Origin of the sequence: Streptomyces sp. NPDC001594 (assembly GCF_042893675.1) — a bacterium.
GTDB lineage: Bacteria > Actinomycetota > Actinomycetes > Streptomycetales > Streptomycetaceae > Streptomyces.
Genome location: NZ_JBIAVB010000006.1, coordinates 184,182 through 210,602, shown reverse-complemented (window position 1 = coordinate 210,602; position 26,421 = coordinate 184,182). Strand labels below are relative to the sequence as shown.

Annotated in this window: 24 protein-coding genes and 1 pseudogene; 20 read left to right on the top strand and 5 right to left on the bottom strand. The window is 73.2% G+C overall.

Annotated features, from left to right (window positions below):
- Nucleotides 1-310 precede the first annotated feature (310 nt).
- The 3 genes and pseudogenes from ACFY0O_RS14830 to ACFY0O_RS14820 all read left to right on the top strand — a co-directional run bounded on the left by ACFY0O_RS14830 (nt 311) and on the right by ACFY0O_RS14820 (nt 4,357).
- Entirely contained in the window at nt 311-949 is a 639-nt protein-coding gene (locus ACFY0O_RS14830; protein WP_388947006.1) for a helix-hairpin-helix domain-containing protein, read from the top strand.
- A pseudogene (locus ACFY0O_RS14825) lies at nt 946-3,351 on the top strand (ComEC/Rec2 family competence protein); the annotation flags it as partial. The gene ACFY0O_RS14830 and the pseudogene ACFY0O_RS14825, both read left to right, overlap by 4 nt.
- Before the next feature lie 124 nt (nt 3,352-3,475).
- The gene (locus ACFY0O_RS14820; RefSeq protein ID WP_388947004.1) at nt 3,476-4,357 is read left to right on the top strand and encodes a YceI family protein; all 882 of its coding nucleotides are present in this window, start codon (nt 3,476-3,478) and stop codon (nt 4,355-4,357) included.
- A gap of 20 nt (nt 4,358-4,377) precedes the next feature.
- Here the strand turns inward: ACFY0O_RS14820 and ACFY0O_RS14815 are convergent, their stop codons facing one another.
- Nucleotides 4,378-4,620 (bottom strand): hypothetical protein, encoded by a 243-nt coding sequence (locus ACFY0O_RS14815; protein ID WP_358892954.1) that lies wholly within the window; start codon nt 4,618-4,620, stop codon nt 4,378-4,380.
- Nucleotides 4,621-4,681: 61 nt separating this feature from the next.
- Here ACFY0O_RS14815 and holA point away from each other — a divergent pair, with 61 nt between their 5' ends.
- A complete protein-coding gene (holA, locus tag ACFY0O_RS14810; protein WP_358892955.1) occupies nt 4,682-5,674 on the top strand; it encodes a DNA polymerase III subunit delta in 993 nt (330 codons plus the stop codon).
- 200 nt (nt 5,675-5,874) lie between these two features.
- Here the strand turns inward: holA and rpsT are convergent, their stop codons facing one another.
- A complete protein-coding gene (gene rpsT, locus ACFY0O_RS14805) occupies nt 5,875-6,135 on the bottom strand; it encodes a 30S ribosomal protein S20 (RefSeq protein WP_358892956.1) in 261 nt (86 codons plus the stop codon).
- 197 nt (nt 6,136-6,332) lie between these two features.
- Between rpsT and lepA the strand changes: the two genes are divergently transcribed.
- The 4 genes from lepA (at nt 6,333) to ACFY0O_RS14785 (ending at nt 12,327) form a co-directional block, all read left to right on the top strand.
- Nucleotides 6,333-8,198 (top strand): translation elongation factor 4, encoded by a 1,866-nt coding sequence (gene lepA, locus ACFY0O_RS14800; protein WP_358892957.1) that lies wholly within the window; start codon nt 6,333-6,335, stop codon nt 8,196-8,198.
- A gap of 255 nt (nt 8,199-8,453) precedes the next feature.
- Nucleotides 8,454-10,346: an AMP-dependent synthetase/ligase gene (locus tag ACFY0O_RS14795; RefSeq protein WP_388947002.1), complete on the top strand. Its 1,893-nt coding sequence runs from the start codon at nt 8,454-8,456 to the stop codon at nt 10,344-10,346.
- Between the two features lie 57 nt (nt 10,347-10,403).
- Complete coding sequence (hemW, locus tag ACFY0O_RS14790) at nt 10,404-11,636, top strand: radical SAM family heme chaperone HemW (protein WP_388947000.1); 1,233 nt, start codon at nt 10,404-10,406, stop codon at nt 11,634-11,636.
- 103 nt (nt 11,637-11,739) lie between these two features.
- Nucleotides 11,740-12,327, top strand: a complete 588-nt coding sequence (locus tag ACFY0O_RS14785) for a Uma2 family endonuclease (protein WP_388946999.1) — start codon at nt 11,740-11,742, stop codon at nt 12,325-12,327.
- Here the strand turns inward: ACFY0O_RS14785 and ACFY0O_RS14780 are convergent.
- Nucleotides 12,305-13,114 (bottom strand): DUF3097 domain-containing protein, encoded by an 810-nt coding sequence (locus ACFY0O_RS14780; protein ID WP_388946998.1) that lies wholly within the window; start codon nt 13,112-13,114, stop codon nt 12,305-12,307. The two genes, ACFY0O_RS14785 and ACFY0O_RS14780, sit on opposite strands and share 23 nt — an antisense overlap.
- Before the next feature lie 28 nt (nt 13,115-13,142).
- A complete protein-coding gene (locus ACFY0O_RS14775; protein ID WP_388946997.1) occupies nt 13,143-13,874 on the bottom strand; it encodes an MBL fold metallo-hydrolase in 732 nt (243 codons plus the stop codon).
- Nucleotides 13,875-14,049: 175 nt separating this feature from the next.
- Here ACFY0O_RS14775 and hrcA point away from each other — a divergent pair, with 175 nt between their 5' ends.
- The 12 genes from hrcA (at nt 14,050) to ACFY0O_RS14715 (ending at nt 24,926) form a co-directional block, all read left to right on the top strand.
- A complete protein-coding gene (hrcA, locus tag ACFY0O_RS14770) occupies nt 14,050-15,066 on the top strand; it encodes a heat-inducible transcriptional repressor HrcA (protein ID WP_388946996.1) in 1,017 nt (338 codons plus the stop codon).
- Nucleotides 15,067-16,206 carry a molecular chaperone DnaJ gene (dnaJ, locus tag ACFY0O_RS14765; RefSeq protein WP_358892964.1) on the top strand — a complete coding sequence of 380 codons (1,140 nt, stop codon included), beginning with the start codon at nt 15,067-15,069 and terminating at the stop codon, nt 16,204-16,206.
- A 145-nt stretch (nt 16,207-16,351) separates the two neighbouring features.
- Nucleotides 16,352-17,443, top strand: a complete 1,092-nt coding sequence (locus ACFY0O_RS14760; RefSeq protein WP_388946995.1) for a nitronate monooxygenase — start codon at nt 16,352-16,354, stop codon at nt 17,441-17,443.
- Nucleotides 17,440-18,186 (top strand): 16S rRNA (uracil(1498)-N(3))-methyltransferase, encoded by a 747-nt coding sequence (locus tag ACFY0O_RS14755; RefSeq protein WP_388946993.1) that lies wholly within the window; start codon nt 17,440-17,442, stop codon nt 18,184-18,186. The genes ACFY0O_RS14760 and ACFY0O_RS14755 overlap by 4 nt, the downstream gene beginning before the upstream one ends.
- 275 nt (nt 18,187-18,461) lie before the next feature.
- Nucleotides 18,462-18,821 carry a histidine triad nucleotide-binding protein gene (locus ACFY0O_RS14750; protein ID WP_358892967.1) on the top strand — a complete coding sequence of 120 codons (360 nt, stop codon included), beginning with the start codon at nt 18,462-18,464 and terminating at the stop codon, nt 18,819-18,821.
- 6 nt (nt 18,822-18,827) lie between these two features.
- Nucleotides 18,828-19,730: a ribonuclease Z gene (locus tag ACFY0O_RS14745; protein ID WP_388946992.1), complete on the top strand. Its 903-nt coding sequence runs from the start codon at nt 18,828-18,830 to the stop codon at nt 19,728-19,730.
- Between the two features lie 173 nt (nt 19,731-19,903).
- A complete protein-coding gene (locus ACFY0O_RS14740; protein ID WP_388946990.1) occupies nt 19,904-21,019 on the top strand; it encodes a carbohydrate kinase family protein in 1,116 nt (371 codons plus the stop codon).
- Nucleotides 21,020-21,148: 129 nt separating this feature from the next.
- Nucleotides 21,149-22,210, top strand: coding sequence for a PhoH family protein (locus ACFY0O_RS14735; protein WP_388946988.1), 1,062 nt, complete (start codon nt 21,149-21,151; stop codon nt 22,208-22,210).
- Between the two features lie 13 nt (nt 22,211-22,223).
- On the top strand, nt 22,224-22,721 hold the full coding sequence (gene ybeY / locus ACFY0O_RS14730; RefSeq protein ID WP_358892971.1) for an rRNA maturation RNase YbeY: 498 nt from the start codon (nt 22,224-22,226) through the stop codon (nt 22,719-22,721).
- Nucleotides 22,718-24,025 (top strand): hemolysin family protein, encoded by a 1,308-nt coding sequence (locus tag ACFY0O_RS14725; protein ID WP_358892972.1) that lies wholly within the window; start codon nt 22,718-22,720, stop codon nt 24,023-24,025. The genes ybeY and ACFY0O_RS14725 overlap by 4 nt, the downstream gene beginning before the upstream one ends.
- Nucleotides 24,022-24,375 carry an MmcQ/YjbR family DNA-binding protein gene (locus ACFY0O_RS14720; protein ID WP_388946985.1) on the top strand — a complete coding sequence of 118 codons (354 nt, stop codon included), beginning with the start codon at nt 24,022-24,024 and terminating at the stop codon, nt 24,373-24,375. Before ACFY0O_RS14725 ends, ACFY0O_RS14720 begins: the two co-directional genes overlap by 4 nt.
- 185 nt (nt 24,376-24,560) lie before the next feature.
- Nucleotides 24,561-24,926 (top strand): cytidine deaminase, encoded by a 366-nt coding sequence (locus ACFY0O_RS14715; protein ID WP_388946984.1) that lies wholly within the window; start codon nt 24,561-24,563, stop codon nt 24,924-24,926.
- Between the two features lie 106 nt (nt 24,927-25,032).
- On the opposite strand, the gene ACFY0O_RS14710 is transcribed toward ACFY0O_RS14715, so the two are convergent.
- Nucleotides 25,033-26,352: an MFS transporter gene (locus ACFY0O_RS14710; protein WP_388946982.1), complete on the bottom strand. Its 1,320-nt coding sequence runs from the start codon at nt 26,350-26,352 to the stop codon at nt 25,033-25,035.
- Nucleotides 26,353-26,421 lie beyond the last annotated feature (69 nt).

Below are 26,421 nucleotides of genomic sequence, written 5' to 3'. Positions count from 1 at the left end.
CCACCGCCGCGCCCGGTCGCAGCCCCGCCCGGACCCCGCCGCCGTGCGCCGCCGGGCGGAGGCGCTGCTGGGCGCCGCCCCGCCGCCCCGCCACCCCAAGCCGCCTCCGGTGCCTGAGCCGCCGCCTTCCGTCCCGGAGATCGACCCCGGGCCGCCTCCGGTGTCGGGGCCGCCTCCCGTGCCCGGGCTGCCTTCGGCTGCTGGGCGGTCTCCGGCCGCCGGGTCGCCTTCGGTGCCGGAGGGTCTGTCCGAGGCGCCCTTGGGGGGCGGGGAGCGGCTTTCGGCGTCGGGGGCCGGGCGGTGGCCGGCGGTGCGGGAGCGGCTGCCGGTGTGGGTGCAGGCCCGGTGCGGGGTGGAGCCCCGGGCGGTGGCCGCCGTGGGGGTGGTGCTGGCCCTCGCGGTGGGGTTCGCCGCCCAGCAGTACTGGTCGGCCCGGCCGCAGCCGGTGACGGCGCCCGCGGTGCTCGCCCCCGCGCCGCCCGCGACCCCGCCCCCGGTGGCGGGAGCGGGCCGGGGCGGGCCGGGCGGGCGCATCGTGGTGGACGTCGGCGGCAAGGTCCGTGAGCCCGGCGTGCTGCGGCTGCCCGGCGGCTCGCGGGTGGAGGACGCGCTGGCCGCCGCCGGGGGAGTGCGGCCGGGTACGGACACCACCGGGCTCAACCGGGCCCGGGTGCTGGTGGACGGGGAGCAGGTCCTGGTCGGGGTCGGCGCGCCGCCCGCGCCGGGTGGCGGGGGCTCCGGGGGCGGCCCCGGCCCCGGTCCGCTGAGTCTCGGCAGTGCGACCGCCGAGCAGCTGGACGGGCTGCCCGGGGTCGGGCCGGTGCTGGCCCGGCACATCGTGGAGTTCCGCACCGCCCGGGGCGGCTTCCGGACCGTGGAGGACCTCCGGCAGGTCGACGGCATCGGCGAGCGCAGGTTCGCCGAGCTCCGGAAGCTGGTCCGGCTGTGAGCGCCGCCGGGCCGGGCGACGCCGGGGCCGAGCGGGCCGGGCCGGCGGACCTGCGGCTGGTGGGGCCCGCCCTCGCGGCGTGGGGCGCGGCCGCCGTGGGGCTCGGGGTGCCGGCCGGGTGGTGCGCCCTCGGGGTGGGGGTCGCGGTGGTCGGTGCGGGGGTGCTGCTGGTGGCGGGGGGCCGTGGCGGGCGGCCCGGGTGGCGGGTCGGTACGGCGGTGGCGGCCGCGCTGTTGTGCGCCGCCGCCGGGGCGGGGGTGGCCGGGCTGGAGCGGGCCGAGGCGCGGGCGGGGCCCGTGGCCCGGCTCGCCGGGGAGCATGCCGAGGTCGTCGCGGAGCTCACCGTGGGTTCCGACCCCCGGGCCGCCCGGAGCGGGAGCGGGCCGCCCGTGGTGGTGCTGGACGCGGTGGTGACCCGGGTGACGGGCCCCGACGGAACGGCTACCCGGGTGGAGACCCCGGTCCGGGTGCTGGCCGGGCATCCGGAGTGGGCCCGGCTGCAGCCCTCGGTCCGGGTCGCGGTGGCGGCCCGGCTGGCCCCGGCGGGGGACGGGGAGCGGGCCGTGGCGCTGCTGCGGCCGGCCGGGGACGTCCCGCCCCGGGTGAGGGGTGGCCCGGAGCTCGCGCAGCGGGCCGCCGGGAGGCTCCGGGCCGGGCTGCGGGAGGCCTCCGACGGGCTTCGGGGGGACGCCCGCGCCCTGCTGCCGGCCCTGGTGGTCGGGGACACCTCCCGGGTCCCGTCCGAGCTGCACGACGCGTTCGAAGCCACCGACCTGCTGCACCTGCTGGCCGTCTCCGGGTCCAACCTGACCGTGGTGCTCTACCTGCTCATCGGGCCCCCGGGGCGCGCGCAGCAGGTGGAGCGGGGCGGGCTGGCGCCACGGCTGGGGCTGCCGCTGCGGTTCACCGCCCTGTGCGGGGCGGCCCTGACGGTGGGGTTCGTGGTGGTGTGCCGGCCCGATCCGAGCGTGCTGCGGGCCGCCGCCTGCGGGGCGGTGACCCTGCTGGCCCTGGCCACGGGCCGGCGCAGGTCCCTGCTCCCGGCCCTGGCCGCGGCGGTGTTGCTGCTGGTGTTGTACGACCCCTGGCTGGCCCGGGCGTACGGGTTCCTGCTGTCGGCGCTGGCCACCGGTGCGCTGCTGACCCTCGGGTCGCGCTGGGCCGGGGCGTTGCGGGCGCGCGGGGTGCCGTCGAGGCTCGCGGAGGCCCTGGGGGCCGCGGCCGCGGCGCAGGCCGTGTGCGCCCCGGTGGTGGTCGTGCTGTCGGGCCGGGTGAGCCTGGTGGCGGTGCCGTGCAACCTGCTGGCGGAGCTCGCCGCGGGGCCGGCCACGGTGCTCGGCTTCGCCGCGCTCGCGGCGTCCCCGTGGTGCATGCCGCTCGCGGAGCTGCTGGCCCGGTGCGCGGGGGTGCCGGCGGGGTGGATCGCCGCCGTCGCGCGGGCCGGGGCGCGGCTGCCGGGGGCGGAGCTGGCCTGGCCCGGCGGGGTCGCGGGAGGGCTGCTGCTGGCGGGGGTCACGGCGGCCCTGGTGGGGCTCGGGGTCCGGTTCGGCCGGCGGCGCGGTGTCCGGGCGGGAGTGGCGGTGCTGTTGCTGGTGGCGGTGGTGCGGCCGCCGCAGCTGACCCGTGCGCTCGCCGGCTGGCCGCCGCCGGACTGGAGCTACGTCCAGTGCGCCGTGGGCCAGGGGGACGCCGCCGCGCTCGCCGTGGGACCGGGGACGGCCGTCGTGGTCGACGCCGGACCGGAACCGGGCCCGGTGGACGCCTGCCTGCGCGCCCTCGGTGTGACAAGCATCCCATTGCTGCTGCTGACGCACTTTCACGCCGACCACGTGGGCGGGCTGTCCGGGGTGTTGCGGGGCCGTTCCGTCGGTGTGATCGAAACCACCGCGGTGGCGGATCCGCCCGGCCGGGCGGCCCAGGTCCGGCGGACGGCGGCGGGGGCCGGGGTGCCCGTCGTGGCGGCGGTGGCGGGGGAGCGGCGGCGGGCCGGGCGGCTGGAATGGCAGGTGCTGTGGCCCTCGGCCGACGCACCGGCGCCACAGGGGCCCAACGACGCGAGCGTGGCCCTGCTGGCACGCGCCTCGGGGCTGACGTTCCTGCTGCTGGGAGACCTCGAACCGGCAGCCCAGCAGGCCCTGCTGAGGGAGCATCCGGAGTTGGGCGCGGTGGACGTGCTCAAGGTCGCCCACCACGGTTCGGCCCACCAGGACCCGGCCCTGACGGAACGGATCCGGCCACGGCTCGCCCTGGTCCCGGTCGGCTCCGGCAACCGCTACGGGCACCCTGCGCGGAGCACCCTCGCACGGCTCGAATCCCTTGGGGCGGCTGTGCTGCGCACCGATACGGACGGCTCCGTGGCGGTCTGCGGCAGCGGTCCGGGGCTGCGTGCGGTTCCGGCCGGACGGCGTCCGAAAAGGCGCGGTCATACCGGGCGCGACCATTCTGTTTGCCCACAACCCGACAGCATGATCGAATGCCTCTTCGCCAGGACCGACCAAGTACACACAGCACGGGGGTGCATCAGCCATGTTCGGTCGCCGACGGGGGACGGATACGGCCGGGAGCGGAAGTTCGCAGACGTCCGCCACACTGACACTGCCGCCCACGGCACGCCTGTTGAGCTGCCGGGTCCTCGACACGGTCCACCAGCCCATCCGGCAGGCCAAGTTCGAGGTGACCGACCCGATAGGCCGACGGGTCGTCAGCGGAGAGACGGACCCGTACGGGGGGTTCACGGCAGCCATGCCGGAGGGGGAGTACCGGCTGTCGGTCAGCGCCGAGGGCTACGCGCCGTTCCACGGGGCGACGCTCGTGGGGGACCCGGCGCAGCCCGGCACGGCGGAGATCGTCCTGGACGCGGTGGAGCCGCCGGTGCTCCCGCAGCCCGGCCACTGGGAACTGGACCCGTCGCACTCCTCGATCGGCTTCACCGCCAAGCACATCGGCTTCGCCCGGATCCGCGGCAGGTTCAACACCTTCGCCGGGGCGGTGCGGATCGGGGAGCGCATGGAGGACTCCTCCATGCACGTCATCATCGACGCGGCGAGCATCGACACCGGGATGCGGATGCGGGACGACCACCTGAGGTCGGCGGACTTCCTCGACGCGGCGCGCCATCCGACGGTGGAGTTCTACAGCGAGCGGTTCATCCACCGCAGCGGCAGCAGCTGGGCCGTCGCGGGTGCCCTGACCCTGCACGGGGTGAGCCGCTCGGTCACCCTGGACACGCGGTACCTGGGCGTGGGCACGGGGCTGGAGGGCGAGCCGCGCGCCGCCTGCCGGGCGACGGCGGAGCTGCAGCGCGAGGACTTCGCCCTGAACTGGCAGTCGATGCTGGCCCAGGGGGTCGCTGCGATCGGTTCGAGCGTGGAAGTGACGCTGGACGTCCAGATCGTCCACAAGGCCTGAGGGCGGCCCGGCCGGGGGGCTCAGGGGGCTTCGAGCCAGCCCTCGTACTCGGCGGCGAGCTCGTCCAGCACGGCGGCCTCCAGCCGCTGCTGCGGGTCCTCGACGACCACCAGCCACTGGGCGTCCTCGGCGTCGTCCTCGCCGGCCAGCGCGTCGCGCACCAGCTGCGGCTCCTCGGGCAGGCCGAAGCGGTCGACGGCCTCCTGGGCCACCTCCTCGGCGGCGTCACGGTCGGGCAGGACCAGTACATGTCGCAGGTTCACCGGACCATTCTCGGGCACCGGACGCGGGGGGCTGTCGGTGCGGCGTGGGATGCTGGAGCCGATGGCCACCAGGAAGAACCCCACCGACGATCCCCTCGCCCCGATCACCCTCGCGGTGGGGCAGGAGGACCTGCTGCTCGACCGCGTCGTCCGGGACGTGGTGCAGGCCGCCCGCGCGGCCGACGCCGACACGGACGTCCGGGACCTCACCTCAGACCAGCTCCAGCCCGGCACCCTGGCCGAGCTGACCAGCCCGTCCCTCTTCTCCGAGCGCAAGGTCCTGATCGTGCGCAACGCGCAGGACCTGGGCGCGGACACGGTGAAGGAGGTCAAGGCCTACCTCGCCGACCCGTACGAGGAGATCGCCCTGGTCCTCCTCCACGCGGGCGGGGTCAAGGGCAAGGCGGTACTGGACGCCGCGCGCAAGGCGGGGGCCCGGGAGGTCGCCTGCCCCAAGATGACGAAGGCCGCGGACCGGCTCTCCTTCGTCCGGCAGGAGTTCCGGACCCTGGGCCGTTCGGCCACGCCCGAGGCCTGCCAGAACCTGGTCGACGCGATCGGCGCCGACCTGCGGGAGCTGGCGAGCGCGGTGGCGCAGCTGTGCGCGGACGTCGAGGGCACCATCGACGAGGCCGTGGTCGGCCGCTACTACACCGGCCGCGCGGAGGCCTCCAGCTTCACCGTCGCCGACCGGGCGGTCGAGGGGCGGGCTGCGGAGGCCCTGGAGGCCCTGCGCTGGTCCCTGGCTACCGGGGTCGCCCCGGTGCTGATCACCAGCGCGCTGGCGCAGGCCGTCCGGGCGATCGGGAAGCTGGCCTCCGCCCCGCGCGGAGCCCGCCCCGGCGATCTCGCCCGGGACCTCGGCATGCCGCCGTGGAAGATCGACCGGGTCCGCCAGCAGATGCGCGGCTGGTCGGCGGACGGGGTCTCGGAGGCGCTGCGCGCCGTCGCGCTGGCCGACGCGGGGGTCAAGGGCGGCGGGGACGACCCCGAGTACGCCCTGGAGAAGGCCGTCGTGGCGGTGGCCCGGGCCGCGCGGCCGCAGCGCCGCTAGGGCCTGTCCGGCCCCGTCCGCGCACACACGAAGGCCCCGGTCGCCGCCCTGGGGAAGGGCGGAGGCCGGGGCCTTCGGTCACTGCTGTGTGCGCCGCACCCGCGTGGCGAACGCAGGCCGCGTGCGGCGCTGGATGCCGGTCAGGAGCGGATGAGAGGGCCCGCTTGGTCCTTCCCGGCGTTCACATCGAGTGCGGAACCTCAGATGGCGGCAACCTTGGAGGCCAGCGCCGACTTCTTGTTGGCGGCGGCGTTCTTGTGGATGACACCCTTCGAGACGGCCTTGTCCAGCTTCTTGGAAGCCAGGCGGGCCGCAGCGGTGGCCTTCTCCGTGTCGCCGGCGAGGATGGCCTCGTTGGCCTTGCGGATGAAGGTGCGCAGCTCGGACTTGACCGACTTGTTGCGAAGGCGGGCCTTCTCGTTGGTCTTGTTCCGCTTGATCTGGGACTTGATGTTCGCCACGAAAGAGCCTTTTCAGGTTCAGAGTATTTTTCCGGATGTGCCTCGAGTGCTAGAGGGCATGCGAGACACAGCCACCCAGGCTACCAGGCGCGCTCCGACCGGCCCAAACCGAGCGCATGGCCCCGTCCATGGGACCATGGGAGCCTGCGTACCGTTCGACAGCAGATCCGACAGCGACCCGAGAATCAGGACACTGCGTGCCCGCCATCCCCAGCCACGTGCCCGAGCCGAGCCGTACCGACCCGGCGCTGATCCGCAATTTCTGCATCATCGCGCACATCGACCACGGCAAGTCGACCCTCGCCGACCGGATGCTGCAGCTCACCGGCGTCGTCGACCAGCGGCAGATGCGCGCCCAGTACCTCGACCGCATGGACATCGAGCGTGAGCGCGGCATCACGATCAAGTCGCAGGCGGTCCGCCTGCCGTGGGCCCCGACCGAGGGCGACGGCACGGGGACCACGCACATCCTGAACATGATCGACACCCCGGGCCACGTCGACTTCACCTACGAGGTCTCGCGCTCCCTCGCCGCCTGCGAGGGCACCATCCTCCTGGTGGACGCCGCCCAGGGCATCGAGGCCCAGACCCTCGCCAACCTGTACCTGGCGATGGAGAACGACCTCGCGATCGTCCCGGTCCTGAACAAGATCGACCTGCCGGCCGCCCAGCCGGAGAAGTTCGCCGAGGAGCTCGCGAACCTGGTCGGCTGCGACCCCGACGACGTCCTGCGGGTCTCTGCGAAGACCGGCCTCGGCGTCGACGCCCTGCTCAACCGCGTCGTCCAGACCGTCCCGGCCCCGGTCGGCGTCAAGGACGCCCCGGCCCGCGCGATGATCTTCGACTCGGTCTACGACTCCTACCGCGGCGTGGTCACCTACGTCCGTGTCGTGGACGGCACGCTCAACAAGCGCGAGCGCATCCGCATGATGTCCACGAACGCCACCCATGAGCTGCTGGAGATCGGCACCAACTCGCCGGAGATGCTCCCGGCCGACGGCCTGTCCGTCGGCGAGGTGGGCTACCTGATCACCGGTGTGAAGGACGTCCGCCAGTCCAAGGTCGGCGACACCATCACGCAGATGACGGGCGGCGCCACCGAGTCCCTCGGCGGCTACAAGGACCCGAAGCCGATGGTCTTCTCGGGCCTGTACCCGCTCGACGGCTCGGACTACCCGGAGCTGCGCGAGGCCCTGGACAAGCTCCAGCTCAACGACGCCGCGCTCGTCTACGAGCCGGAGACCTCCGCGGCCCTCGGCTTCGGCTTCCGCGTCGGCTTCCTCGGCCTGCTGCACCTGGACGTGGTCCGCGAGCGCCTGGAGCGCGAGTTCGGCCTCGACCTGATCGCCACCGCGCCCAACGTGGTCTACCGGGTGGTGCTGGAGGACGGCAAGGAAGTCACCGTCACCAACCCGAGCGAGTTCCCCGAGGGCAAGATCAAGGACGTATACGAGCCGGTCGTCCGGGCCACCGTCCTCGCGCCCACCGAGTTCATCGGCGCGATCATGGAGCTCTGCCAGACCCGCCGCGGCACCCTCCTCGGGATGGACTACCTCTCCGAGGACCGCGTCGAGATCCGCTACACGCTCCCGCTCGCGGAGATCGTCTTCGACTTCTTCGACCAGCTGAAGTCCAAGACGCGCGGCTACGCCTCCCTGGACTACGAACCCACCGGCGAGCAGGCCTCCAGCCTGGTCAAGGTGGACATCCTGCTCCACGGCGACAAGGTCGACGCCTTCTCCGCCGTCTGCCACAAGGACGCCGCCTACGCCTACGGGGTGCGCCTGGTCGCCAAGCTGCGCGAGCTCATCCCGCGGCAGGCCTTCGAGGTGCCGATCCAGGCGGCCGTCGGCTCCCGCGTCATCGCCCGCGAGACCATCCGCGCCATCCGCAAGGACGTCCTCGCGAAGTGCTACGGCGGTGACATCTCCCGTAAGCGGAAGCTGCTGGAGAAGCAGAAGGAAGGCAAGAAGCGCATGAAGATGGTCGGCTCCGTGGAGGTCCCGCAGGAGGCCTTCATCGCCGTCCTCTCCAGCGACGAGTCCAGCGCCAAGAAGAAGTAGCCGCGGCCGTTCCATGTCGCGCGAAAAGGGTCCACATGCACACGCATGGGGGCCCTTTTCGTTATGAAGCGGCCGCTCGGGGGCCCTTACGTACCGGCCGGTCGGCCTCTACCCTGATCAAAGCTCGATGGTTACCGGCCAGTTAACCGGCCGGTAATGAAAACCCGCCAGCCGCGTACCCGGCGGCCGGCCCCCGCCAGTCCCAAGCGCCCCACGCCCACGCCCTGGCCGCGTGGACCCGGTCCGGAGGATGTCGTGAGCGACACACAGACCTTGATCGAGAACCGTCCGCCCACCGTGGCGGCCCTCTTCCTTGACCGCGTCGCCGCCACGCCGAACGGGGAGGCCTACCGCTACCCCGTGCCCTCGGCCCGCCCCGAGGGGGGCCCCGACGACTGGAAGTCGCTCAGCTGGGGACAGGCGGCCGACCGGGTCTTCGCCATCGCCGCCGGCCTGATCACCCTCGGCCTGCACGCCGAGGAGCGCGTCGCCCTCGCCTCCAACACCCGCGTCGAGTGGATCCTCGCCGACCTGGGCGTGATGTGCGCCGGCGGCGCCGTCACCACGATCTACCCCAGCACCAACGCGGACGAGTCCGCCTTCATCCTCTCGGACTCCGAGAGCCGGGTGCTCATCGCCGAGGACGGCAAGCAGCTGGCCAAGGCCCGCGAGCGCCGCGCCGACCTGCCCGACCTGCGCCACGTGGTCGTCATGGACGCCGCCGACGCGGTGGCCGCCGACGGCGACCCCGAGGGCTGGGTGCTCTCCCTGGCCGACCTGGAGGCGCGCGGCAAGGAGTACCTCGGCCAGCACCCGGCGGCGGTCAAGGACCGGATCGCGGCCATCACCGCCGACCAGCTCGCCACCCTCATCTACACCTCGGGCACCACCGGCCGCCCCAAGGGCGTCCGCCTCCCGCACGACAACTGGTCGTACATGGCCAAGGCCACCGTCGCCACCGGCATGATCAACAGCGACGACGTGCAGTACCTCTGGCTGCCGCTCGCGCACGTCTTCGGCAAGGTGCTCACCTCCGGCCAGATCGAGGTCGGGCACGTCACCGCCGTCGACGGCCGCATCGACAAGATCATCGAGAACCTGCCGGTGGTCCAGCCCACCTACATGGCGGCCGTCCCGCGCATCTTCGAGAAGGTCTACAACGGCGTGGCCGCCAAGGCCCGGGCCGGCGGCGGCGCCAAGTACAAGATCTTCCAGTGGGCGGTCGGCGTCGCCCGCGAGTACGCCAAGGTCACCCAGGACAACTACCGCCGCACCGGCCGCGCCACCGCCCCCTTCGGCCTCTCCACCCGGCACAAGGTCGCCGACGCCCTCGTCTACTCCAAGCTCCGCGAGGCCTTCGGCGGCAAGCTCCGCGCCGCCGTCTCCGGCGCCTCCGCCCTCGCCCCCGAGATCGGCTACTTCTTCTCCGGCGCCGGCATCCACATCCTGGAGGGCTACGGCCTCACGGAGTCCAGCGCCGCCTCCTTCGTCAACCCCGGCGAGGCCTACCGCACGGGCACCGTCGGCAAGCCGCTCCCCGGCACCGAGGTCCGCATCGCCGACGACGGCGAGGTCCTGCTGCGCGGCCCCGGCATCATGCAGGGCTACCACCGCCAGCCCGACAAGACCGACGAGGTCCTGGAGAGCGACGGCTGGCTGCACACCGGCGACATCGGCGAGCTCTCCCCGGACGGCTACCTGCGCATCACCGACCGCAAGAAGGACCTGATCAAGACCTCGGGCGGCAAGTACGTCGCCCCGGCCGAGATCGAGGGCCAGTTCAAGGCGATCTGCCCGTACGTCTCCGCCATCGTCGTCCACGGCGCCGACCGCAACTTCTGCTCCGCCCTGGTCGCCCTCGACGAGCCCGCCATCCTCGGCTGGGCCGCCGAGAACGGCCTGGAGGGCAAGACGTACGGCGAGGTCCTGGCCGCCCCCGAGACCGACCGGCTGATCGAGACCTACGTACAGACCCTCAACGAGAACCTCCAGCGCTGGCAGACGATCAAGAAGTTCCGGATCCTGCCGCGCGACCTGGACGTCGAGCACGGCGACCTCACGCCCAGCCTGAAGCTGAAGCGCCCGGTCGTCGAGCGCGAGTTCAAGCACCTCATCGAGGAGATGTACGCCGGCTCCCGGGAGGCCTGACCCCGCCCCCGGACCGAGGGCGTAAACGACCATGGGGCGGTGCGGGACAATGGGCGCATGCCTTCCGCACTGCCCGACGGTGAACCCATGCCCGAAGACGGCTCGCTGCCGTCGCACGCCCTGGCGGGCGCCGGGGAGCGGCCCCTGGGCTTCTACCTGCACGTCCCGTACTGCGCCACCCGCTGCGGGTACTGCGACTTCAACACCTACACCGCCACCGAGCTGCGCGGCACCGGCGGCGTCCTCGCCTCCCGCGAGAACTACGCCGACACCCTGATCGACGAGGTCCGCCTGGCCCGCAAGGTGCTCGGCGACGACCCGCGCGCGGTACGGACCGTCTTCGTCGGCGGCGGCACGCCCACCCTGCTGCCCGCCGCGGACCTCGTCCGCATGCTCGGGGCGATCCGCGACGAGTTCGGCCTGGCCGAGGACGCCGAGGTCACCACCGAGGCCAACCCCGAGTCCGTGAACCCCGAGTACCTGGCGGAGCTGCGCGCCGGCGGGTTCAACCGGATCTCCTTCGGCATGCAGAGCGCCAAGCAGCACGTGCTGAAGGTCCTCGACCGCACCCACACCCCCGGCCGCCCCGAGGCCTGCGTCGCCGAGGCCCGCGCGGCGGGCTTCGAGCACGTCAACCTCGACCTGATCTACGGCACCCCCGGCGAGTCCGACGAGGACTGGCGGGTCTCCCTGGAGGCCGCGCTCGGCGCCGGACCGGACCACATCAGCGCCTACGCGCTGATCGTCGAGGAGGGCACCCAGCTGGCCCGCCGGATCCGCCGCGGCGAGGTCCCGATGACCGACGACGACGTCCACGCCGACCGGTACCTGATCGCGGACTCCGTCATGGCCGAGGCCGGGTACTCCTGGTACGAGGTCTCGAACTGGGCCACCTCCGAGGCCGGCCGCTGCCTGCACAACGAGCTGTACTGGCGCGGCGCCGACTGGTGGGGTGCCGGCCCCGGGGCCCACTCGCACGTGGGCGGGGTCCGCTGGTGGAACGTGAAGCACCCCGGCGCCTACGCGGCCGCCCTCGCCGAGGGCCGCTCCCCGGGCGCGGGCCGCGAGCTCCTCTCGGAGGAGGACCGGCGTGTGGAGCGGATCCTGCTGGAGCTCCGCCTGGTCGACGGCGTCCCCCTGTCCCTGCTGGCCCCGGCGGGCCTGGAGGCCTCCCGCCGCGCCCTGGCCGACGGCCTGCTGGAGGCGGCCCCGTACGAGGCCGGCCGCGCGGTGCTGACCCTGCGGGGGCGGCTGCTGGCGGACGCGGTGGTGCGGGACCTGGTGGACTGATCCCCCAGTCGGGTGAATGCCCGCGGAACCCGGATGCCACTGCTTACGCTGGACCTAGGCTCGCCGCCGTAAGCGACGGCGGCGAACGCGGAGGACCACGGAGATGACTGCTGTGGATGACCGGCTGATCACGGATGTCGCCAAGTTCTTCGAGGACCTGGTGGTCCCGGAGGGCTTCAAGGCTGAGCTCCTCAGGGGGGACATCGTGATGATGGCCGGGCTCGACTGGGTCCACAATCTGATCATCCTGCATGTGCTGAAGCAGATTCCCCTCGACAGGTGGTATCCGGTTCAGACGCAGGACATCGCCATTCCCGGCGAGACATCGGAGCCGCAGCCCGACCTGGTGGTGGTTGAGCACGGCGCGTTTGAGGGGCCGGGGAGGCTTGTTCCGGCCCCAGCGACCACTCTGCTGGTTGAGGTCGTGTCGAAGAACAGCGTCCACACCGACTACGAGATCAAGCGGTCGATGTACGCGGCCGGCCGGGTTCCGGCATATCTGATCATCGACCCCTTTGAGGCTGTGTGCGTCCTGCTGACGAAGCCGACGGGGCGGGGAGAGGAAGCGGACTACGACGTGGAACTCACCACTGCGTTCGGGTTGCCGGTTCCAGTGGATGTCCTGGGGATCAAGCTGGACACCACCGAGTTCCGCACACTTCCAAAGTTCAAGCGCTACCGCCGGCCGTGACGAAGTCGATCAGTTCCTCCACCCGCCCCAGCAGCGTCGGCTCCAGGTCGCGGTAGGACGTCACGCGGGACAGGATGTGCTGCCAGGCGGCCCCCGTGTTCTCCGGCCAGCCCAGGGCCCGGCAGACGCCCGTCTTCCAGTCCTGGCCGCGCGGGACCTCCGGCCACGCCCGGATGCCCAGCGCCGACGGCTTCACCGCCTGCCAGACGTCCACGTACGGGTGGCCCACCACCAGCACGTCCGGGCCGGTCACCGACGCCGCGATCCGGGACTCCTTCGAACCCGGCACCAGGTGGTCCACCAGGACCCCGAGGCGGGCGTCCGGGCCCGGGGCGAACTCCGCCACCACCGCCGCGAGGTCGTCGACCCCCTCCAGGTACTCCACCACCACGCCCTCGATCCGCAGGTCGTCACCCCACACCCGCTCGACCAGCTCGGCGTCGTGCCGCCCCTCCACGTAGATCCGCCCCGCCCGGGCCACCCGCGCCCGCGCCCCCGGGACGGCGATCGAGCCGGAGGCCGTACGGGCCGGCGCGGCCGGGGCCCGTGACGGGCGGGTCAGGGTCACCACGGCCCCGTCCAGCAGGAAGCCGCTCGGCTCCAGCGGGAAGACCCGGCGCTTGCCGAAGCGGTCCTCCAGGGTCACCGTGCCCGCCTCGCACGCCACCACCGCGCCGCAGAAGTCCGTGCCCGCCACCTCGACCACCAGATCGGGGTCGGCAGGCACCTCCGGCACGGGCTTGGGGCGCTTCCACTGCGGGGTCAGGTCGGGGGAGTACTCACGCATCCGGCCGACACTAGGAGAGCCGCGGCCCTCACGCTCCCGACACGCCGAACCGGGCCGCCAGTGTGGCGCGTTGCGCACGCACGAAGCCCGCGTCCACCACCGCTCCGTGACCCGGCACGTACAGGGCGTCCTCCCCGCCCAGTGACAGCAGCCGGTCCAGCGCCGCCGGCCACTGGCCCGGCACCGCGTCCGAGCCCGCCTGGGGCTCCCCGGACTCCTCGACCAGGTCCCCGCAGAACACCGTCTCCCGCTCGCCCGGCACGAAGACGGCCAGGTCGTGCTGGGAATGCGCGGGCCCCACGTTCGCCAGCAGCACCTGGAGCCCGCCGAGCTCCAGCGTCCACTCGCCCGACACCAGGTGCCCGGGCGCCGTCAGCAGGTCGCACGCCTCGGCGGCCTCGTCCTCCGCCAGGCCCTGGGCCACCGCGCTGTACCGGAGCTCCTCACGGCCCCCGGGCGTGGCCAGCAGCCGGTCCAGCCCCACCGCGCCGTAGGTCCGGGCGCCCGCGAAGGCGGCACCGCCCAGCACGTGGTCGAAATGTCCGTGCGTGAATGCGATATGGGTCACGTGCCGGCCGGTCAGCCGCTCCGCCTCGGCACGGATCTCAGCCCCCTCCCGGACGCTCGATCCGGGGTCGATCAGGAGCACCGAGTCGTCCCCCACCACCAGCCCCACCGTGCAGTCCCACACCGGGAGCCGTCGCCGGCCCACCCGCGGGGCCACCCGTTCCCAGCCCGCCTCTTCCCAACGTACGTCCATGCCGCGACGCTACCCTGGCGGGCCACCCTTGCCTGCTGCGTACTACCCGGCCGTACACTGACCGGGGGATCTCTGGCACTCGGCCGAGCAGAGTGCCAGCCGATCAAGACCGCAGGACCGCAGGACCGCCCGACCACGACCGCCCGACGACCGACCGCATCCGGAGGTGTGCGCGATGCTCAGTGAACGCAGACTCGAAGTGCTGCGCGCCATCGTCCAGGACTACGTCGGGACGGAGGAGCCCGTGGGCTCCAAGGCCCTCACCGAGCGGCACAAGCTGGGCGTCTCACCGGCCACCGTGCGCAACGACATGGCCGTGCTGGAGGAGGAGGGCTACATCGCCCAGCCCCACACCAGCGCCGGCCGGATCCCCACCGACAAGGGCTACCGCCTCTTCGTCGACAAGCTGGCCGGCGTCAAGCCGCTGTCGACGCCCGAGCGCCGGGCCATCCAGAACTTCCTCGACGGGGCCGTCGACCTCGACGACGTCGTCGGCCGCACGGTGCGGCTGCTCGCGCAGCTCACCCGCCAGGTGGCCGTCGTCCAGTACCCGTCGCTGACCCGCTCCACCGTCCGGCACGTCGAGCTGCTGTCGCTGGCCCCGGCCCGCCTGATGCTCGTGCTGATCACCGACACCGGACGGGTCGAGCAGCGCATGGTGGACACCCAGACCCCCTTCGGCGAGCAATCCCTCGCCGACCTGCGGGCACGGCTCAACAGCCGGGTGGTCGGCCGGCGTTTCACCGACGTCCCGAACCTGGTGCAGGACCTGCCGGAGTCGTTCGAGGTCGACGACCGGGCCACCGTCAAGGCGGTGCTCGCGACCCTCCTCGAAACCCTGGCCGAGGAGGCGGAGGAGCGGCTGATGATCGGCGGCACCGCCAACCTCACTCGCTTCGGACATGATTTTCCCTTGACGATCAGGCCCGTCCTGGAAGCGCTCGAGGAGCACGTGGTGCTCCTCAAGCTGCTGGGCGAGGCCGGGGAGTCGGGGATGGCCGTACGGATCGGGCACGAGAACGCCTACGAGGGGCTCAACTCCACGTCGGTCGTGTCCGTCGGCTACGGTTCGGGCGGCGAAGCAGTCGCCAAACTCGGCGTGGTCGGACCGACCCGCATGGACTACCCCGGAACGATGGGAGCGGTACGCGCAGTGGCACGTTACGTCGGACAGATCCTGGCGGAGTCGTAAGTGGCCACGGACTACTACGCCGTACTCGGCGTGCGCCGCGACGCATCGCAGGACGAGATCAAGAAGGCCTTCCGCCGCCTCGCGCGTGAACTCCACCCGGACGTGAATCCGGACCCGAAGACGCAGGAGCGCTTCAAGGAGATCAACGCGGCCTATGAGGTCCTCTCCGATCCGCAGAAGAAGCAGGTCTACGACCTCGGCGGCGACCCGCTGTCCTCCTCGGGCGGCGGTGGCGGCGCGGGCGGCTTCGGGGCGGGCGGCTTCGGCAACTTCTCCGACATCATGGACGCCTTCTTCGGCCAGGCCTCGCAGCGCGGCCCGCGCTCGCGGACCCGCCGCGGCCAGGACGCCATGATCCGCCTCGACCTGGAGCTGGACGAGGCCGCCTTCGGCACGACCAAGGAGATCCAGGTCGACACCGCCGTGGTGTGCGGCACCTGCTCCGGCGAGGGCGCCGCCCCCGGCACCTCCGCGCAGACCTGTGACATGTGCCGCGGCCGCGGTGAGGTCTCGCAGGTCACCCGGTCCTTCCTGGGCCAGGTCATGACCTCGCGCCCCTGCCCGCAGTGCCAGGGCTTCGGCACCGTGGTCCCGACCCCGTGCCCCGAGTGCGCGGGCGACGGCCGGGTCCGCTCCCGCCGCAGCCTGACGGTCAAGATCCCGGCCGGCGTCGAGAACGGCACCCGGATCCAGCTCGCGGGCGAGGGCGAGGTCGGCCCCGGCGGCGGCCCCGCCGGCGACCTCTACGTGGAGATCCACGAGCTGCCGCACCCGACCTTCCAGCGGCGCGGGGACGACCTGCACTGCACGGTCACCATCCCCATGACGGCGGCGGCCCTGGGCACCAAGTGCCCGCTGGAGACGCTGGACGGCATGGAGGAGATCGACATCCGCCCGGGCACCCAGTCCGGCCAGGCGATCCCGCTGCACGGGCGCGGCGTCACGCACCTGCGCGGCGGCGGCCGCGGCGACCTGATCGTCCACGTCGAGGTCACCACCCCCGGCAAGCTGGACGCCCAGCAGGAGGAGCTGCTGCGCCAGCTCGCCAAGCTGCGCGGCGAGGAGCGGCCCATGGGCCAGTTCGCGCCGGGCCAGCAGGGCCTGTTCAGCCGCCTGAAGGACGCGTTCAACGGCCGCTGACCGCTCGGCGGACGGACTCCGCGAGAGCCCGGTACGGGAGACCCCGTACCGGGCTCTCGCCGCTCCGGCCCCGCCGGGAAAGCGGACTATGCCAGGCGAATGCCATGATTCGGAGCCGTGACCCGGACATGGCACGATGCAGTCCATGTCCTCCGCACCGAACGGTCTCCACCCGTACCCGATCGTGCAGGCTCCCATGGCGGGCGGCGTCTCCGGCCCGCCCCTCGTCGCCGCCGTGTGCGAAGCGGGCGGCCTCGGCTTCCTGGCCGGCGGCTACAAGACCGCCGACGGCATGTACCAGGAGATCAAACAGACGCGCGGGCTCACCCGGCGCCCCTTCGGCGTGAACCTCTTCCTGCCGCAGGCCGACCACGCCGACCCGGCCGCCGTCGAGGCCTACCGCGGGCAGCTGGCCGGCGAGGCGAGCTGGTACGAGGTCTCCCTCGCCGAGGAGGACATCATCGGCACCAGCGACGACGGCTACGACGCCAAGCTCGCCATCCTGCTGGAGGACCCGGTCCGGGTCGTCTCCTTCACCTTCGGCTGCCCCGACCCCGCGGCCCTGGCGCGCCTGCGGGCGGCCGGCACCTACACGATCGTCACCGTGACCTCGGCCGAGGAGGCCCGCACCGCCCAGGCGGCCGGCGCCGACGCCGTGTGCGTCCAGGGCGTCGAGGCCGGCGGTCACCAGGGCACCCACCGCGACGACCCGCAGACCGACGGCACGGCCGGCGTAGGACTGCTCACCCTGGTCACCCAGGTCCGCGAGGCCGTGGCCCTGCCGATCATCGCGGCGGGCGGGGTGATGCGCGGCGCGCAGATCGCCGCGCTGCTCGCGGCGGGCGCGGAGGCGGCGCAGCTCGGCACGGCCTTCCTGGCCTGCCGGGAGTCGGGCGCCCACCCCCTGCACAAGAAGGCCCTGACCGACCCGATGTTCCCGCACACCGAGCTGACCCGGGCCTTCTCGGGCCGGCCCGCGCGGAGCCTGGTGAACCGGTTCGTGCGCGAGCACGGCCCCTACGCCCCGGCCGCCTACCCCCAGATCCACCACATGACCTCGGGGCTGCGCAAGGCGGCCGCCGCGGCCGGGGACCCGCAGGGCATGGGGCTGTGGGCCGGGCAGGGGCACCGGCTGGCCCGGGCGCTGCCCGCGGGGGAGCTGGTGGAGGTGCTGGCGGCCGAACTGGCCGAGGCGCAGAGTGCGTTGAAGGTGTTGCAGATGAGGAGAGCGTCATGACGGCCCCCGTGTTCGTGGTCGAAGAGGTCCCCGCGGGGCCGGAGTTCGTGCTGGAGGGCCCCGAGGGACGGCACGCGGTGTCCGTGAAGCGGCTGGGCCCCGGTGAGGACGTGGTCCTCACCGACGGGCGGGGCCGCTGGACGGAGGGCGTGGTCAAGGCGGCCGAGGGCAAGGACCGCCTGGTGGTCATGGACCTGAACGAGATCCGGGAGGAGCCGGAGCCGACCGTGCGGATCACGGTGGTGCAGGCGCTGCCCAAGGGCGACCGCGGCGAGGTCGCGGTCGAGACGATGACGGAGACCGGCGTCGACGCCATCGTGCCGTGGCAGGCCTCGCGGTGCATCACCCAGTGGCGCGGCGACCGCGGGGCCAAGTCCCTGGCCAAGTGGCGGTCCACCGCGCGGGAGTCGGGCAAGCAGTCGCGCCGGGTGCGCTTCCCGGAGGTCGGCGAGGCGCTGTCCACCAAGCAGGTGGCCGCCCTGCTGGCCGGAGCCGACCTGGCGATGGTGCTGCACGAGGACCGCGAGGCGGGCTCGGAGCCGCTGGCGACGGCCGCCCTGCCGGAGTCGGGCTCGGTGGTCCTGGTGGTCGGCCCCGAGGGCGGGGTCTCCCCGGAGGAACTGGCCGCCTTCGCGGAGGCGGGCGCCCGCCCGTACCGGCTGGGCCCCAGCGTCCTGCGCACCTCGACGGCGGGCACGGCGGCCACCGCCGTGCTGCTGGCACGCACGGGACGCTGGGGCTAGAAGGCGCTCCGTCAACGCGCCGGTGCGCGGCACCGGGCGCGGCGGGCTGATCCGGCGGCCGCGGGTCGGGCGCCGCGGCCGCACGGGCCGGCGCGTGCGGCCGGCCGTACGCGCCGTGTTCCGCGGGCGGGGCCGGGGCGTGGGCGCCGCCGTCCCCGCCCGCGCCGCTCGGGGCGCTCGCGCGGGAAGGTCGAGGCCCGCTCGGCCGGTCGGGCGGACGCGGGGGCCGGGCCGGTAGCATGCCCCGACCGATCAACGTCACGGGAGGCGCAGCCATGGCCGGGGAACCGCAGGCGGACTGCCTGTTCTGCAAGATCGTCGAGGGGAAGATCCCCGCGACCGTGGTCCGGGAGACCGAAACCACCCTGGCCTTCCGGGACATCAACCCGCAGGCGCCGACGCACGTGCTGGTCATCCCGAAGGTGCACTACCCCGACGCCGCCTCCCTCGCCGCCGCCGAGCCGGCCGTGATCGCCGACATACTGCGTGAGGCCGGGGAGATCGCCGCCGAGGAGAAGGTCGCCGACCACGGCTACCGGGTCGTGTTCAACACCGGCGCGGGCGCGGGCCAGACCGTCTTCCACGCCCACCTGCACGTCCTGGGCGGCCGCGGCCTCCAGTGGCCCCCCGGGTAGCGGTCCGTGTCCGTACGCGAGTTCGTGGTCCTCGGCACCGCCAGCCAGGTGCCCACCCGGCACCGCAACCACAACGGCTACCTGCTGCGCTGGGACGGCGAGGGCATCCTCTTCGACCCGGGCGAGGGCACGCAACGGCAGATGCTGCGGGCCGGTGTCGCGGCCCACGACATCAACCGGATCTGCGTCACCCACTTCCACGGTGACCACAGCCTCGGCCTGGCCGGGGTGATCCAGCGGATCAACCTCGACCAGGTCCCGCACCCCGTGACCGCGCACTACCCGGCCTCCGGGCAGAAGTTCTTCGACCGGCTGCGGTACGCGACCGCCTACCGGGAGACGGTACGGCTGCGGGAGGAGCCGGTGGCGGAGGACGGGGTGCTCGCGCAGGGCCCCTCGTACGTCCTGGAGGCCCGCCGGCTGTCGCACCCGGTGGAGTCCTTCGGCTACCGGCTCACCGAGCCGGACGGGCGCCGGATGCGGCCGGAGCTGCTCGCGCGGTACGGGATCAAGGGCCCGGACGTCGGGCGGATCCAGCGCGAGGGGCGGCTGGGGGAGGTCACCCTGGAGGACGTCAGCGAGCACCGGGCGGGGCAGCGGTTCGCCTTCGTCATGGACACCCGGCTGTGCCCGGGGGTGACCGAGCTGGCCGAGGGCTGCGACATGCTGGTCATCGAGTCCACGTTCCTCGACGCGGACCGGGCGCTCGCGGAGGACCACGGCCACCTCACCGCCGGGCAGGCGGCGGGCGCGGCGCGGGACGCCGGGGTCCGGCACCTGGTGCTGACGCACTTCTCGCAGCGCTACTCCGACCCCTCGGAGTTCGAACGGGAGGCGCGGGCGGCGGGGTTCGAGGGGGAGCTGACCGTCGCGGCCGACCTCTCCCGGGTCGCCCTGCCGAAGCGGTAGCCGCGCGGTGCGGGTGCGGGCAGGGGCCCGCTCCGCGCACCAGTGGGGCGAAGGCGGGAGGAGAGCCCGGCTCAGGTGAGGTGCGTCACACTGGATTCGGCCTCGGGGCCCCCGGGCAGACCTGGCAGCCCCTCGGCCGACCGCAGAAACGACACTTCAACGGGGAGTACACCGTGACCAGTCGGGACAGCCGCACCAGCCGCCCCGGAGCGCTCCACGCACTCGACGACCTCGACCCGCTCGGCCCCCTGCGCGACCCCCAGGAGCCGGGCTGCGACGTCTTCCTGACCGGCACGGTCTTCCTCGACATCATCTTCACCGGCCTCGACTCCGCCCCCGTCCGCGGGACGGAGTCCTGGGCGCGCGGCATGGGCTCCAGCCCCGGCGGCGTCGCCAACATGGCCACCGCCCTGGCCCGCCTGGGGCTCCGCACCTCCCTCGCCGCGGCCTTCGGCGACGACCACTACGGCGAGTACTGCTGGGACGCCCTGGCGCAGGGCGAGGGCATCGACCTGTCGATGTCCCGCACCGTCCAGGGCTGGCACAGCCCGGTCACCGTCTCCATGGCCTACGAGGGCGAGCGCACGATGGTCTCCCACGGCCACGAGGCCCCGCCCCCGGCCGGCCCCGGCCCCTTCCCCTGGTGTCCGCCGAGGACGCGGGCCGCCGTGGCCTCGCTCGCCGCCGACCGGCGCGAGGACTGGATCGGGGAGGCGGCCCGCCGCGGCTCGCGGATCTTCGCCGACGTCGGCTGGGACGACACCGGCCGCTGGGAGCTCGGCTCCCTGACCGACCTGGAGCACTGCGAGGCCTTCCTGCCCAACGCCGGCGAGGCCATGCGCTACACCCGCACCGACTGTCCCCGCGCCGCGGCCCGGGCACTGGCGGAGAAGGTGCCGGTCGCGGTGGTGACCATGGGCTCGGAGGGCTCGTACGCCGTGGACTCCCGGACCGGGGAGACCGCGGAGGCCCCCGCCATCACCGTCGACGCCCTGGACCCCACCGGGGCCGGGGACGTGTACGTGGCCGGGTTCGTCACCGGCAGCCTGGCGGGGTGGCCGCTGGCGGACCGGCTGGCCTTCGCCGGCCTGACCGCCGCCCTCTCGGTGCAGGAGTTCGGCGGCTCCCTCTCCGCCCCGGGCTGGTCCGAGGTGGCCCACTGGTGGCGCACCGCCCCCGAGGAGCTGCGCGGCCGCTACGGCTTCCTGGACGCCCTCGTCCCGCCCGGCGCCGGCCCCTGCTCCCGCCGCCGCGCCGTCCCCACCATCGGCTTCCGCAGCCCCGCCTAGGAGGGGCCCCGGCCCGGGCCGGAAAACCCCTCGGGAACGGTCGGGGGTGGACGTACCCTTGGTACTCCGGAGGCCGTCGATCGGCGCGGCCCCTCAGCGGGAGGTATGCGCAGGCCACAGTGCCGGCCCATGACTCAGACACCGACAGCCCACAGCCCCGTTCCGGGCCAGACGCGAGCCCACTTCACCGTCCCGGCGACGCACCCGATGGTGACCGTGCTCGGCTCGGGCGACGCGCTGCTGCGCGTGATCGAGAAGGCCTTCCCGGGGGCCGACATCCACGTCCGGGGCAACCAGGTCAGCGCGGTCGGGGAAGCGGCGGAAGTCGCCCTGATCCAGCGCCTGTTCGACGAGATGATGCTGGTGCTCCGCACCGGGCAGCCGATGACGGAGGACGCAGTGGAACGCTCGATCGCCATGCTCAAGGCGAACGGCAGCGACGCCGAGGGGCGCCCGCTGGAGACCCCGGCCGAGGTGCTCACCCAGAACATCCTCTCCAGCCGCGGCCGCACCATCCGCCCCAAGACCCTCAACCAGAAGCGGTACGTCGACGCGATCGACAAGAACACGATCGTCTTCGGCATCGGCCCTGCCGGTACCGGCAAGACCTACCTCGCCATGGCCAAGGCCGTGCAGGCCCTGCAGTCCAAGCAGGTCAGCCGGATCATCCTGACCCGGCCCGCCGTCGAGGCGGGGGAGCGGCTCGGCTTCCTGCCGGGCACCCTCTTCGACAAGATCGACCCGTACCTGCGCCCGCTCTACGACGCCCTGCACGACATGATGGACCCCGACTCCATCCCCCGGCTGATGGCCGCCGGCACCATCGAGGTGGCCCCGCTGGCGTACATGCGCGGCCGGACGCTGAACGACGCCTTCGTCGTCCTCGACGAGGCGCAGAACACCAGCCCCGAGCAGATGAAGATGTTCCTGACCCGCCTCGGGTTCGACTCGAAGATCGTCATCACCGGTGACATCACGCAGGTCGATCTCCCGAACGGCACCAGGAGCGGTCTGCGCCAGGTCCAGGAGATCCTCGAAGGGGTACCCGACATCCACTTCTCGCGGCTCACCTCCGAGGATGTCGTCCGGCACAAGCTGATCGGCCGTATCGTCGACGCGTACGAGAAGTACGACGACAGCCAGGCGGCCCGGGAGACCGGTCCGGCCCGGAACGGCAACCAGCGGAAGTAGAACCCAGCGCACCATGTCGATCGACGTCAACAACGAGTCCGGAACCGAAGTCGACGAGCAGGCGATCCTCGACATTGCCCGCTACGCGCTCACCCGGATGCGGATCCACCCGCTCTCCGAGCTCTCCGTCATCGTCGTCGACGAGGACGCCATGGAGCAGCTCCACATCCAGTGGATGGACCTGCCCGGACCCACCGACGTCATGTCCTTCCCGATGGACGAGCTGCGGCCGCCGTCGAAGGACGACGAGGAGCCCCCGCAGGGGCTCCTCGGCGACATCGTGCTGTGCCCCGAGGTGGCGAAGAAGCAGGGCGAGGACGCCCCCACGCAGCACTCCATGGACGAGGAGCTCCAGCTCCTGACCGTCCACGGGGTGCTGCACCTGCTGGGGTACGACCACGAGGAGCCGGACGAGAAGGCCGAGATGTTCGGCCTCCAGGCGGCCATCGTCGACGGCTGGCGCGGTGAGCGCGGGCTGACCGGTCCCTCCCCGGCCCCGACCGTCTCGTGACCGGCGCCTACCAGCTGATCACCGGGGCGGTCCTGCTGACGGTGGTGGCCTGGTTCGCCGCCTGCGCCGAGTCCGGGATCGCCCGCGTCTCCAGCTTCCGCGCCGACCAGGCCGTACGGGAGGGCCGGCGCGGCAGCGCCAAGCTGGCCCAGGTCGCCGGCGACCCCACCCGCTACGTCAACGTGGCCCTGCTGGTCCGCGTCACCTGCGAGATGGCGGCGGGCGTGCTCGTCACGTACGTCTGCCTCGACGCGTTCGGGGAGAACTGGACCGCGCTGCTGGTGGCCATCGCCGTGATGGTGCTGGTCTCGTTCGTGGCGGTGGGCGTCTCGCCCCGTACGATCGGCCGCCAGCACCCGCTGAACACGGCGACGGCGGCCGCGTACGTCCTCGTCCCGCTGGCCCGGATCATGGGGCCGATCCCGCAGCTGCTGATCCTCATCGGCAACGCCCTCACCCCGGGCAAGGGCTTCCGCAAGGGGCCCTTCGCCTCCGAGGCCGAGCTGCGCGCGATGGTGGACCTCGCGGAGGCGGAATCGCTGATCGAGGACGACGAGCGCCGGATGGTGCACTCGGTCTTCGAGCTCGGTGACACGCTGGTGCGCGAGGTGATGGTGCCGCGCACCGACCTCGTCTGCATCGAGCGCTACAAGACCATCCGCCAGGCGACCACCCTCGCCCTGCGTTCCGGTTTCTCCCGGATCCCGGTCACCGGGGAGAACGAGGACGACATCGTCGGCATGGTCTACCTCAAGGACCTCGTCCGCCGGACGCACATCAACCGGGAGGCCGAGAGCGACCTGGTCTCCACGGTGATGCGGCCGGCGGTCTTCGTGCCCGACACCAAGAACGCCGGGGACCTGCTGCGCGAGATGCAGTCGGTGCGCAACCACGTGGCCGTCGTCATCGACGAGTACGGCGGCACGGCCGGCATCGTCACGATCGAGGACATCCTGGAGGAGATCGTCGGCGAGATCACCGACGAGTACGACCGGGAACTCCCGCCCGTGGAGGAGCTCGGCGACGACCGCTACCGGGTCACCGCGCGCCTGGACATCACCGACCTGGGCGAGCTGTTCGGGGCGCTGGCCTTCGACGACGAGGACGTGGAGACGGTCGGCGGGCTGCTGGCCAAGGCGCTGGGCCGGGTGCCGATCGCCGGGGCCTCGGCGGTGGTGGACCTGCCGGACGGGCGGCCCCTGCGGCTGACGGCCGAATCCCCGGCGGGCCGCCGGAACAAGATCGTCACGGTGCTCGTGGAGCCGGTGGTTCCGCAGGCCGTCGAGCGGGAGGAGGGGGAATGACCCCGGCGGAGCTGCGCGCGTTCTGTCTGAGCTTCAACGCGGCGGTGGAGGAGTTCCCCTTCACCCCGGAGACCTCCGTGTTCAAGGTGCTGGGCAAGATGTTCGCCCTGTCGGCGCTGGACGGCGAGCCGCTGAAGGTCAACCTCAAGTGCGATCCGGAGGCGGCGGTGCGGCTGCGCGAGCAGCACGCCGCGATCGTGCCCGGCTGGCACATGAACAAGCGGCACTGGAACACCGTGTCGGTCCGGGAACTGCCGGACGCGCTGGTGCGCGAGCTGGTGGAGGACTCGTACGACCTGGTCGTGGCGGGCCTGCCGAGGGCGGAGCGGCTGCGGCTGGACCGGCCTTGAGTCCTGGCTGCTTCCCGGCCGAAGGTTAGGGTCGAAGGTCATATCGGTTCGGGACCTTCGGATCGCAGGGGGCAGCCGTTTCGCTGTTTAGGTTTGTCCTGCGCCCCGGGGGGAGGCGCGACGGGGGAACCGCCCCGGCGGGGTCGTTGCGCGGCCCTGCCGGGGTGCTCCCTATGCTTTCGCCTATGACCGAGAGCAGCGTGGGCGCGGGGATCGGCCCCGAGGACAGCAAGATCATCACCCTGGCGCGCAGCGCCCGGGCGCGCAACGGGGTCCCCGAAGGAGCGGCGGTCCGCGACGAGACCGGGCGCACCTATGTCGCCGGGACCGTGGAGCTGGACTCCCTCAGGCTCAGCGCGCTCCAGACGGCCGTCGCGATGGCGGTGGCCAGCGGCGCCCGTTCCCTGGAGGCCGCGGCCGTGGTCAGCGCGGCCGACGCCCCGGCCGAGGCCGACCGCGCGGCGGTCCGCGACCTCGGCGGCCCGGCCACCCCGGTCCTGCTCGCCGGCCCGGACGGCACTCTGAAGTCCACCACCCCCGCCGGGGCCTGAACCCCCTCCGCGCCGCCCGACGCATCCGGGCGGCGCGGTTCCGGTCCGGGCGGCGCGGTTCCGGTCCTCGCGGGGGTTCCGGTCCTGGTCCCGCGAGGGCCGGGGCTCAGACGGCGGCGGCCGCGGCCGTAGCGGTCCCGGCCGGGCGGCGGCGGATCACCATCGCCATCAGCGCCGCCACCGCGCACAGCGCGCCCGAGGCGTACCAGACCAGGTCGTACGAGCCGAGCGCGTCCCGGGCCACCCCGCCGAGGTAGGCCACCAGCGCCGCCCCCACCTGGTGCGAGGCCAGCACCCAGCCGAAGACGATGGCGCCGTCCTGCCCGTAGTGCTCCCGGCACAGGGCGATGGTCGGCGGCACGGTCGCGACCCAGTCCAGCCCGTAGAAGACGATGAACAGCACCATCGGCGGATGTACGGCCGGCGCCAGCAGCACCGGCAGGAACATCAGCGACACCCCGCGCAGGGCGTAGTAGACCGCCAGCAGGCGACGGGCCTCGAACCGGTCGGTGAACCAGCCGGAGGCGATGGTCCCCAGCACGTCGAACACCCCGATCACCGCGAGCAGCCCGGCGGCGGCCGTCACCGGCATGCCGTGGTCGTGGGCGGCCGGGGTGAAGTGGGTGCGGACCAGCCCGTTCGTGGAGGCCCCGCAGATCGCGAAGGTGCCCGCCAGCAGCCAGAACGGCCCCGTCCGGGCCGCCCGGAAGAGCACGGCCACCGCCCGCCGCGCCGCACCCTGGACCGGCGCGGGCTTGGGCGCGTAGGCGCCCCCGTACGGGGCGAGGCCCACGTCCGCCGGGTGGTCGCGCAGCAGCAGCCACACGAAGGGGACGACGGACAGGGCCGCCAGCGCCACGGTGACCGAGGCCGGCCGCCAGCCGTGGTGCTCCACCAGCCAGGACAGCAGCGGCAGGAAGATCAGCTGCCCGGAGGCGCCCGCGGCGGTGAGGATGCCCGTGACGAGCCCGCGCCGGGCGGTGAACCAGCGGTTGGTCACCGTCGCCGCGAAGGCCAGCGCCATCGATCCGCTGCCCAGGCCGACGAGCACGCCCCAGAACAGCACCAGCTGCCAGGACGCCGTCATCCACACGGTGGCCAGCGAGCCGCCCGCGATCACGGTCAGGGCGAGCGCGACGACCTTCCGGATGCCGAACCGATCCATCAGGGCGGCGGCGAAGGGGGCGGTGAGCCCGTAGAGGGCGAGGTTCACGGAGACCGCGAAACCGATGGTCCCGCGCGACCAGTCGAACTCCTGGTGCAGCGGCTCGATGAGCAGTCCGGGCAGGGAGGCGAAGGCGGCCGCGCCGATGATCGTCACGAAGGCGACGGCCGCGGCGAACCAGGCCCGGTGGATGCGGCCGGGCTCGCGGGGCGCCGCGGGGGCGGTGTCCTGGGTGCTGGAGGTGGGTGCTGTCTGCGTCACCCCGACAGCTTCCGGCCAGGAGGGGCCCGTACGACAGTGGCCTGACCGACACCCTTCGATACGATCGGG

Coding starts and splice junctions, on each gene's coding strand:
- ACFY0O_RS14820 (WP_388947004.1), top strand. CDS start 3,476: ATGTTCGGTCGCCGACGGGGGACGGATACGGCCGGGAGCGGAAGTTCG.
- holA (WP_358892955.1), top strand. CDS start 4,682: ATGGCCACCAGGAAGAACCCCACCGACGATCCCCTCGCCCCGATCACC.
- hemW (WP_388947000.1), top strand. CDS start 10,404: ATGCCTTCCGCACTGCCCGACGGTGAACCCATGCCCGAAGACGGCTCG.
- ACFY0O_RS14785 (WP_388946999.1), top strand. CDS start 11,740: ATGACTGCTGTGGATGACCGGCTGATCACGGATGTCGCCAAGTTCTTC.
- ACFY0O_RS14780 (WP_388946998.1), bottom strand. CDS start 13,114: ATGCGTGAGTACTCCCCCGACCTGACCCCGCAGTGGAAGCGCCCCAAG.
- ACFY0O_RS14775 (WP_388946997.1), bottom strand. CDS start 13,874: ATGGACGTACGTTGGGAAGAGGCGGGCTGGGAACGGGTGGCCCCGCGG.
- hrcA (WP_388946996.1), top strand. CDS start 14,050: ATGCTCAGTGAACGCAGACTCGAAGTGCTGCGCGCCATCGTCCAGGAC.
- ACFY0O_RS14760 (WP_388946995.1), top strand. CDS start 16,352: ATGTCCTCCGCACCGAACGGTCTCCACCCGTACCCGATCGTGCAGGCT.
- ACFY0O_RS14755 (WP_388946993.1), top strand. CDS start 17,440: ATGACGGCCCCCGTGTTCGTGGTCGAAGAGGTCCCCGCGGGGCCGGAG.
- ACFY0O_RS14750 (WP_358892967.1), top strand. CDS start 18,462: ATGGCCGGGGAACCGCAGGCGGACTGCCTGTTCTGCAAGATCGTCGAG.
- ACFY0O_RS14735 (WP_388946988.1), top strand. CDS start 21,149: ATGACTCAGACACCGACAGCCCACAGCCCCGTTCCGGGCCAGACGCGA.
- ybeY (WP_358892971.1), top strand. CDS start 22,224: ATGTCGATCGACGTCAACAACGAGTCCGGAACCGAAGTCGACGAGCAG.
- ACFY0O_RS14720 (WP_388946985.1), top strand. CDS start 24,022: ATGACCCCGGCGGAGCTGCGCGCGTTCTGTCTGAGCTTCAACGCGGCG.
- ACFY0O_RS14715 (WP_388946984.1), top strand. CDS start 24,561: ATGACCGAGAGCAGCGTGGGCGCGGGGATCGGCCCCGAGGACAGCAAG.